The organism is Corallococcus llansteffanensis (assembly GCF_003612055.1).
Lineage (GTDB): Bacteria > Myxococcota > Myxococcia > Myxococcales > Myxococcaceae > Corallococcus > Corallococcus llansteffanensis.
The window spans coordinates 1-9128 of sequence record NZ_RAWB01000403.1; the positions used below are offsets into that span (position 1 = coordinate 1).

Sequence of the window (9128 nt, forward strand, 5' to 3'; positions counted from 1 at the left end):
GGAACGACACCGCCCACCCCTACCCCGCCGACAGCAACGTCGCGGCGCGGTTCGCGGTGCAGGTGGCGAAGCACCCGGACGCCATCGCGGTGGAGTCCGACGACGAACGGCTGACGTACGCGCAGCTCGACGCGCGGGCCAACCAGCTCGCCCATGAGCTGCGGGCCCGGGGCGTGGGGCCGGACGTGCCGGTGGCGCTGTGCCTGGAGCGCTCGGTGACCTTCGTGGTCGCCGTGCTCGGCGTCATCAAGGCCGGCGGCTGCTACGTGCCGATGGACGCCTCGTACCCCGCGCAGCGGTTGACCTTCATGCTGGAGGACGCGCGGCCGAAGCTCGTCCTCACCACGGGCGCCCTGCGGGGGCGGCTGCAACTGCCCGACGCGTCCCTGCCGTGCCTCCTCATGGAGGAGCTGTCCCTCGCCGCGCATCCCGTCACCGCGCCGGTGGTGGACGTGGGCCCGCGCAACCTGGCCTACGTCATCTTCACGTCCGGCAGCAGCGGGCGGCCCAAGGGCGTGGCCAGCGAGCAGCGGGGCCTGCTGCGGCTGATGCACGCGATGCCGTACGCGCGCTTCGACACCTCCGACACGACGCTGCTCTTCGCGCCCATCTCCTTCGACGGCTCCGTGCTGGAGCTGTGGCTGCCGCTGATGCATGGCAGCCGGCTCGTCATCTTCCCGGCCCAGGCCGTGCCGGGTGACATGGACGCGCTCGCCCGGGTGGTGGAGCGCCACCGGGTCACCTTCGTCCACATGCCGGCCGGCCTCTTCGCGCAGCTCGTCGAGCACCGGATGGACATCCTCCGGCGCCTGCATGAGCTGCACGTCGGTGGCGACATCGTCTCCGCGCCCCACGTGCGCAAGGCCATGGAGACCCTGCACATCCAGTTCACCAACGGCTACGGGCCCTCCGAGTGCTCCGTCGTCGCGTCCGCCTACACGATGGACCAGCCGGAGCAGGTGGTGCCGGGGCTGTCGGTGCCCATCGGGCCGCCGCTCTTCAACACGACGGTCTACGTGCTGGACGCGCGGCTGCGCCCGGTGCCGGTGGGCGTGCCGGGCGAGCTGTTCCTCGGCGGTGATGGCCTGGCGCGCGGCTACGTGTCGCGGCCCGACCTGACGGCGGAGCGCTTCATCCCGGATGCGCAGGGCACCACGCCCGGCGCGCGGCTGTACCGCACGGGCGACGTGGTCCGCTGGCTGCCCAACGGCGTGCTGGAGTTCCTGGGCCGCGCCGACCACCAGGTGAAGGTGCGCGGCTTCCGCATCGAGTTGATGGAGGTGGAGGCCGCCCTGCGCCACCTGCCCGCCGTGCAGGAAGCGGCGGTGGTGGTGCGCGAGGACGTGGCCGGCGACAAGCGCCTCATCGCCTACCTGATGCCCCGGGAAGGACACCCGCTGGACACCGCGTCGCTGCGCGCGGGCCTGCGACTGCGGCTGCCGGAGTACATGGTGCCGTCGGTGTTCGTGATGCTGCCCGTCCTGCCCCTGAATCCCAGCGGCAAGGTGGACCGCAAGGCCCTGCCCGCCCCGGACGCCGCGTCCACCGGCCGTCAGGGCCGCTTCGTGGAACCCACCCACCCGCTGGAGCAGCGGATGGCGCCCGTGTTCGCCCGCGAGCTGGGCACCGACAAGGTGGGCGTGCACGACCACCTCTTCGAGGACCTGGGCGGCACGTCGCTGTCCGTGGTCCGCATCGCCGCGCGGCTGCGCGAGGAGCTCCAGCGCGACGTGCCCGTGGTGTGGCTCTTCGAGCACCCCACCGTGCATGACTTGGCCCGCCGCCTGGAGCGCGAGTCGGGAGGCCCCGCGGCCTCCGCTGAACCCGTCGCCCCGGCCCCCGCGCCCCGTCCGCGCGAGGCGCCGAAGGCCGGTGCTTCGGGCTCCATCGCGATCATCGGCCTCGCGGGTCGCTTCCCTGGCGCGATGACGGTGCAGGAGTTCTGGCGCAACCTGCGCGGGGGCGTGGAGTCCATCTCCCGCTTCACGCCGGAGGAGCTGGAGCACCTGCCCGGCCTGCCGGAGGGGCTGGAGCTGTGGCACCACCCGGCCTTCGTTCCGGCGGGCGGCGTCATCGACGGCGTGGAGAAGTTCGACCACGCGTTCTTCGACATGTCCCTGCGGGAAGCTCAGTTCACGGATCCGCAGCAGCGGCTGTTCCTCCAGACGGCCTGGGCGGCGCTGGAGGACGCGGGCGTGGATCCGGACCGGTTCCCGGGCGCCATCTCGCTCTACGCGGGCGCCACGAGCTCCGGGTACACGGAGGCCGTGCGTCAGGCGATGCCGCTGGACGCGGCGTCCTACCTGGAGCTGCACGGCACCGCGACGCACGAGAGCCTGGCCACGAAGGCGTCCTTCAAGCTGGGGCTGACGGGTGAGAGCACGCTGCTCTACACCGCGTGCTCCACGGGCCTCGTCGCGGTGCACCTGGCCTGCCAGAGCCTCCAGGTGGGCCAGTCCGACGTGGCCATCGCGGGCGCGACGCGCCTGTCGGTGCCGCAGCGCACGGGCTACGTGCACCAGGAGGGGATGATCTTTTCCCCGGACGGCCACTGCCGCGCGTTCGACGAGAAGGCGCAGGGCACGCTCGCGGCCAACGGCGTGGGCGCGGTGGTGCTCAAGCGCCTGGAGGATGCCGTGCGGGATGGCGACGCCATCTATGCCGTCATCCGGGGCTCGGCCATCAACAACGACGGCCGGCACAAGTCCGGCTTCACCGCGCCCAGCGTGCAGGGGCAGGCGGCCGTCGTGTCGCAGGCGCTCGCGAAGGCGGGCGTGGCGCCGGAAGCCATCAACTACGTGGAGACCCACGGCACGGCGACGCCGCTGGGGGACCCGATTGAAGTGGCGGCGCTGACGCGCGCGTACGGCCTGGGCGCGGAAGCCCGGGGCACCATCGCGCTGGCGTCGCTGAAGACCAACATCGGCCACCTGGACACGGTGGCGGGCCTGGCGGGGCTCATCAAGGTCGCGCTGTCGCTGCACCACGGAGAGATCCCGCCCAGCCTCCACTTCGAGCGGCCCAACCCGCAGATCGACTTCGACGCGGGCCCGTTCTTCGTCAACACCCGTTTGCGACAGTGGCCCCGGGGCGAGACGCCCCGCTTCGCCGCCGTCAGCTCCTTCGGCATTGGTGGCACCAATGCCCACGCGATTCTCGAGGAAGCTCCCATGCGGCAGAGTGGTTCCACCACCCGTTCCCACCAGCTCATCCTGCTGTCCGCGCGCACGCCCGAGGCATTGGAAGCGGCGTCCCGGCAGCTCGATGCGCACGCGCAGGCCGGGGCTTCCGACCTGTCGATGGCGGACCTGGCGTTCACGCACGCCGTGGGCCGCAAGGTCTTCGAGTTCCGGCGGGCGCTGGTGGCGAAGGACGCGGCGGACCTGTCGCGGCAGCTCCAGAAGCCGGCCCCGGCGGTGAAGGGCACGAACCGCGCGCCGCGCGTGGCGTTCGTGTTCTCCGGCCAGGGCGCGCAGCAGGTGGCCATGGGGCGCGAGCTGGCGGAGGCGTCGCCGCTGTTCCGCGCGCACCTGGATGCGTGCCTCGCGCTGCTGGACGCGCCGCTGCGGGCGCGGGTGTCGGGCCTGTTGCGGCCGGCGGAGGGCGCGGAGGCGGAAGCGACGGCGAGCCTTGGGGACACGCGCGTGGCGCTGCCCGCGTTGTTCAGCGTGCAGGTGTCGCTGGCGCGGCTGTGGAAGGACCTGGGGGTGACGCCGCACGCGGTGCTGGGTCACAGCTTCGGGGAGTACGCGGCGGCGTGCATCGCGGGGGTGCTGTCGCTGGAGGACGCGCTGCGGCTCGCGGTGACGCGCGGGGAGCTGATGCACCGCATGCCTCCGGGGGCGATGCTCGCGGTGGCGCTGCCGGAGACGCAGGTGCTCCCGATGCTGACGGGGCGGCTGACGCTCGCGGCGGTCAACGCGCCGGACCGGTGCGTGGTGTCCGGCCCGGTGGAGGAAGTGGAGGCGCTGAAGGCGGAGCTGGAGCGCCGCAAGGCGGGCGTGGTGCGCATGCCCGCGCCGCATGCGTTCCATTCGGCGGACGTGGAGCCGCTGATGCCGGAGCTGGCGCGGGTGGTGGGTTCGCTCCACCGCTCGGAGCCGACGGTGCGCTACGCGTCCGGGCTCACCGGGACGTTCGCGCAGCCGGGGCAGTTGGTGGAGCCGCGCTACTGGACGGAGCAGATGCGCCAGCCGGTGCGCTTCTCCGACGCCGTGGGCGCCCTGCTGGAAGAGGGCTGCGGCGTGCTGCTGGAGGTGGGGCCCGGTCAGGACCTGACGCCGCTGGTCCGCGCCAGCCTGGGTCAGGATCGCGACCGCGTCCGCGCGATGGCGACGCTGCGGCGGGGCGGGACGACGACGGAGCAGCAGGGCTGGCTCCAGGGCGTGGGCGAGCTGTGGACCGCGGGCGTCACAGTGGACTGGAGTGCGTTCTACGCGCATGAGCAGCGGCTGCGGCTGCACCTGCCGACGTATGCGTTCCAGGAGAAGGCGGTGTGGGTGGAGTCGCGCGCCCGCGCCCTGCCCTCCGCGTTCACGGCGCCGGCCCTGCCCGCCGTGCGTGCACCGCAGACCGTGTCCGCGTCGAACGCGACCGTTCCGGCGGGCGTGGGAGCGGGTCCGACGGCTCCGGCTCATGCCGGTACACAGGGGGCGACAGGTCCGGTGCCCCAGCACTCCGTGGCCACAGGCCCGGGTGCTCAGGGCTTCGCGCCCCAGCACTCCGTGGCCACGGGCCCGGGTGCTCAGGACTTCGTCCCTCAGCAGCCCGTGCTCCTGGGGCCGCCGCTCTCCGAGCCTCCGACCGCCGGGATGTCCGCGCCCTTCGCGGGCCGTGCACCGGCGACGCAGTCCGGCCCCACCGCGATGGCGACCTCCGGCCGCGTCGCCACGGTGACACTGTCTCCCACGGACGGCTCCGAACACGCGGGCCCGTCGAACGCCCCCGTTCCCACAGGTGGCGAAGCGAACCCGTTCGTGTCACCGGCCGCCTCGGGGCTCGCGCAGTCGCTCCACGCCGGCGCGTCCATGCCCGCGGGCGCGGCCTTCGTCCCCGCGCCCGAAGCCGCACCCACCACCGCGCGGACCCTGATGCCGGGCCTCACCGCGCACACGGCCTCCGAGGTCGTGGTCCCTGCCCCCGTCCCCGCTGGCCGTGAGGACGCGCCGCGCGGCGACGTCGAGGAACGCGTGGCCGCGCTGTGGCGCGAACGCCTGGGCCTGGAGTTCGTCGGCCGCGAGGACAACTTCCTCGAGATCGGCGGCAACTCGCTGACGGCCGCGCAGCTGCTCAACCAGGTGCGTGACACCTTCGGCGTGCAGCTCCCGCTCGCCGCGCTCTTCGAGGCCCCCACCGTCGCGGGCATCGCCCAGCGCCTGGAGCCGCTGCTTCGGCAGGCCCCGCAGGCCCAAGTGTCCGTGGAGCTTCCACTGGTGCCCCGTGCCCGCACGGGCGAGCTGGCCCTGTCCTTCGTGCAGGAGCGCGTCTGGCGCCTGGAGCAGCACCTGCCCGGCCTGTCCGCGTACAACATCCCGTTCGTGCTGCGGCTCGAAGGCGTCGTGAACGCCGACGTGCTGGAGCGCGGCATCCAGGAGATCGTCCACCGCCACGAGGCCCTGCGCACCACCTACGACGTGGTGGACGGCCGCCCCGTGCAGCGCTTCCACGCCAAGGTCCACATCCCCCTGGCGCGCGTGGAGCTCCGGGGCCCGCTGGACACGCGCGAGCCTGAGGCCCTGCGCATCGCCCGCGAGGACGCGGCCCTGCCGTTCGACCTGGTGAATGGCCCCGTGCTGCGCACCACGCTCGTCCGCCTGGACACGCAGGTGCACATGCTGATGGTCAGCATCCATCACATCGTCTGCGACACGCTCTCCGTCGCCCTCTTCGTCCAGGAGCTGGGCCAGCTCTACGACGCCTTCCTCCAGGGCCGTCCCTCTCCCCTGCCCCCGCTGCCCGTGCAGTACGCGGACTTCGGCGCGTGGCAGCGCCAGAGCATTTCCGAGGCGCGCCTGCCGGAGCAGGAGCAGTGGTGGCGGCAGCGGCTGGCCGGCATGCCCCGGCAGATCGACCTGCCCACCGACCGCCCCAGGCCCGCGCTGTGCCCGCTCACCTCCGCGCGCATGACGGTGGAGTTCCCGCCCGCGCTCGCCCGCGAGCTGTCCGCCTTCGCCCGGCGCGAGGGCTTCACCGCGTACATGACCGTGCTCGCGGCGTGGCAGACGCTGCTGCACCGCTACAGCGGCCAGACGGACCTCATCGTCGGCACGCCCATCGCCAACCGCACCCGCCCGGAGCTGTTCCCGCTCATCGGCTACGTGGCGCACTCGGCCGCGTTCCGTACCCGCTTCGTGGGCGACCCGACCTTCCGCGACATGCTCGCCCAGGTGCGTGAAGAGGTCGCGGACGCCCAGTCGCGTCCGGACGTGCCCTTCGAGTACCTCGTCGAGGCGCTCGTCCCCGGCAAGGACATCGGCAAGGGCCGCATGGCCGACTCCGTCTTCGTCTTCCACTCCGGCGTCAGCGCGGGCGCGATGTCGCTGGAGCTCACCGGCATGCGCGGCTCCGTGGTGGAGGTGCCCAACACGCCCGTGCAGTGGGGCTCCACCCTGGCGGACCTCACCCTGGTGCTCTCCGAGTCCCCGGGCCGCATCCACGGCGCGCTGGAGTACGGGACGGAGCTGTTCGACGCCGCCACGATGGAGCGCCTGGTGCAGCACTTCCAGGTGATGCTGTCCGCCGCGCTGTCCCGGCCCGACACGCAGGTCTCCCGCCTCCCCCTCGCCACCGAGGCGGAGCGCCGCGCATGGCCGCGTCCCCGCACCGTGTCCGGCTTCACCTCCGTGCCCGCCCTCCTCGCGGACCGCCGCGCGCGTCAGGCCGACGCCATCGCCGTGTCGCGCGGGGACTCGCACTGGACGTGGGCGGAGCTGGGCGCGCGCGCGCGCACCCTGGCCGCGCGGCTGCGCTCGCTGGGGGTGAAGGACGGGACGCCCGTGGCCGTGAGCCTGCGTCCCGGGCCGGAGAAGCTGGCCGCGCTGTGGGCCGTGCTGGAGGCCGGCGGCGCGGGCGTCGCGCTGGGCCCCACCGACCTGGGCGGAATGTCGCTCTATGCGCCCGAGGGCGCCCGCGTGCCGGTGCTCGTCACCTCGCGCGACCTCGTCACCGCCGTGCGCCTGGAGGCGTCGCGCGTGCTGTACGTGGAGGACGTCCTCGCGGGCTCCGACACGGTGAGCCCTCCGGAGGCCTTCGGAGCGAACGACGCCGGCACCCTGGCGTGGCTGCTGCCCATGGGCGCGGGACAGCCCGCGTGGGCGCTGGGCCACCGGGAGCTGGCGGACTTCTTCATCGGGTTGGACGCGCGGCTGTCCCCTTCGGAGGGCGGCGCGTGGCTGTCCGCGGGCGAGGCCGCGCCGGACCGGCCGGACCTGGAGGCGCTGTGGGCGCTGTCGCGCGGCCTGCGCGTGGTGTTCCCGTCGGAGCAGGTCACCGCGCGGCTGGTGAACCTGCAGGGCGGTGGACGCCGGGCGAAGGCGATGGACCTGAGCCTCATCTACTTCGCCAACGACGAGGACACCCTCTCCGGACCCAAGTACGAGCTGCTCCTGGAGGGCTCGAAGTTCGCGGACGCGAATGGCTTCTCCGCGGTGTGGACGCCGGAGCGGCACTTCCACTCCTTCGGCGGCCTGTACCCGCAGCCGGCCGTGGTGGCTGCGGGGCTCGCCACCGTCACCCGCAACCTGCGCCTGCGCTCGGGCAGCGTGGTGCTGCCGCTGCATGATCCGCTGCTCATCGCGGAGCAGTGGTCCGTGGTGGACAACCTGTCGCAGGGCCGCGTGGGCCTCTCGGTGGCCACGGGCTGGCACGTCCACGACTTCACCTTCGCGCCGGCCAACTACGAGGACCGGCGCAACATCCTCCTCAAGAACCTGCGGACGCTGCGCGCGCTGTGGCGCGGTGAGAAGGTGACCCGCCCGGCCGGCGGCGGCACGACGGTGGAGCTGTCGCTGCGCCCGAAGCCCGTGCAGAAGGAGCTGCCGGTGTGGCTCACCGCCACGGTGAACCCGGAGACGTTCCGACTGGCGGGCGAGCTGGGCGCGGGCGTGCTGACGGGCCTGATGTCGCACTCGCTGGAGGAGCTGAAGCCGAAGGTGGCGCTCTACCGCGAGGCGTGGCGCCGCAACGGCCACCCGGGCCGCGGCCACATCACCGTCATGCTGCACACGTACCTGGGCGACGACGAGGCGGAGGTGCTGCGCACGGTGCGCCAGCCGCTGCTCGGCTACTTCCGGGGCTCCACGGACATCGTCACGTCGCTGCTGGCCGCGCAGGGCTACCAGGGGGAGATCAACAAGCTCTCTCCCGAGGACATCAACGCGCTGCTGGAGCACACCTTCGAGCACCACGCGAGGACCACGGGCCTCGTGGGCTCGGTGGAGAACGGGCTGAAGCGCCTGCGCGAGGTGCAGGCCGCGGACGTGGATGAGGTGGCGGCCCTCATCGACTTCGGCCTGGAGACGCCGGTGGTGATGGACGGCCTGCGGCGGCTGGCCCGGGTGCGCGAGATGCTGGAGGGTGAAGGCGTCGCGCGCCAGGAGCAGGTGCTGGTGGAGGGCGAGCAGGGCGTGGAAGGCCTGCTCGAACTGGCGCGTCAATCCGGCGCGGTGCTGGTGCACACGTCGGCCCGGCTCGCGCGCACGCTGACGGACCTGCCCGGCACGCGCGGCTCGCTGGGCACGGTGGGCGCGCTGGTGCTGGAGGGCGCGTCGATGGAGCTGGCGTCCGCGCTGCAACGGGCCGCGGGCGTGGAGGTGCTCCTGTCCGGTGGCGCCGTGGAGGGCGCGCTGCTGCCCCGCGCGCCGGGGGAGCGCATCCCGGCCAGCATCCAGGCGTGGGTGCTGGATCCGGACGGACAGCCCGTCCCCCTGGGCGTCGTCGGCGAGCTGGCCCTGACGGGCGCGGGACTCCCCTCGGGCCTGTGGAAGGACGAGGCGGAGGAGCAGCGCCGCCTCGTGCCGCACCCGCTGGAGGCCTCCGCGCGGCTGTACCGCACGGGCCGCCACGCGCGCCTGCGCACCGACGGGCGCGTGGAGCCGGTGACGCTGCCGTCCCGCCTCCCTCCTCCGCCC

Annotated in this window: 1 protein-coding gene; it reads left to right on the top strand. The window is 73.4% G+C overall.

What is annotated here, in order from left to right:
* A partial coding sequence (locus D7V93_RS29850; RefSeq protein ID WP_120646625.1) for a non-ribosomal peptide synthetase/type I polyketide synthase occupies window positions 1–9128 on the top strand: 9128 nt, incomplete at both ends.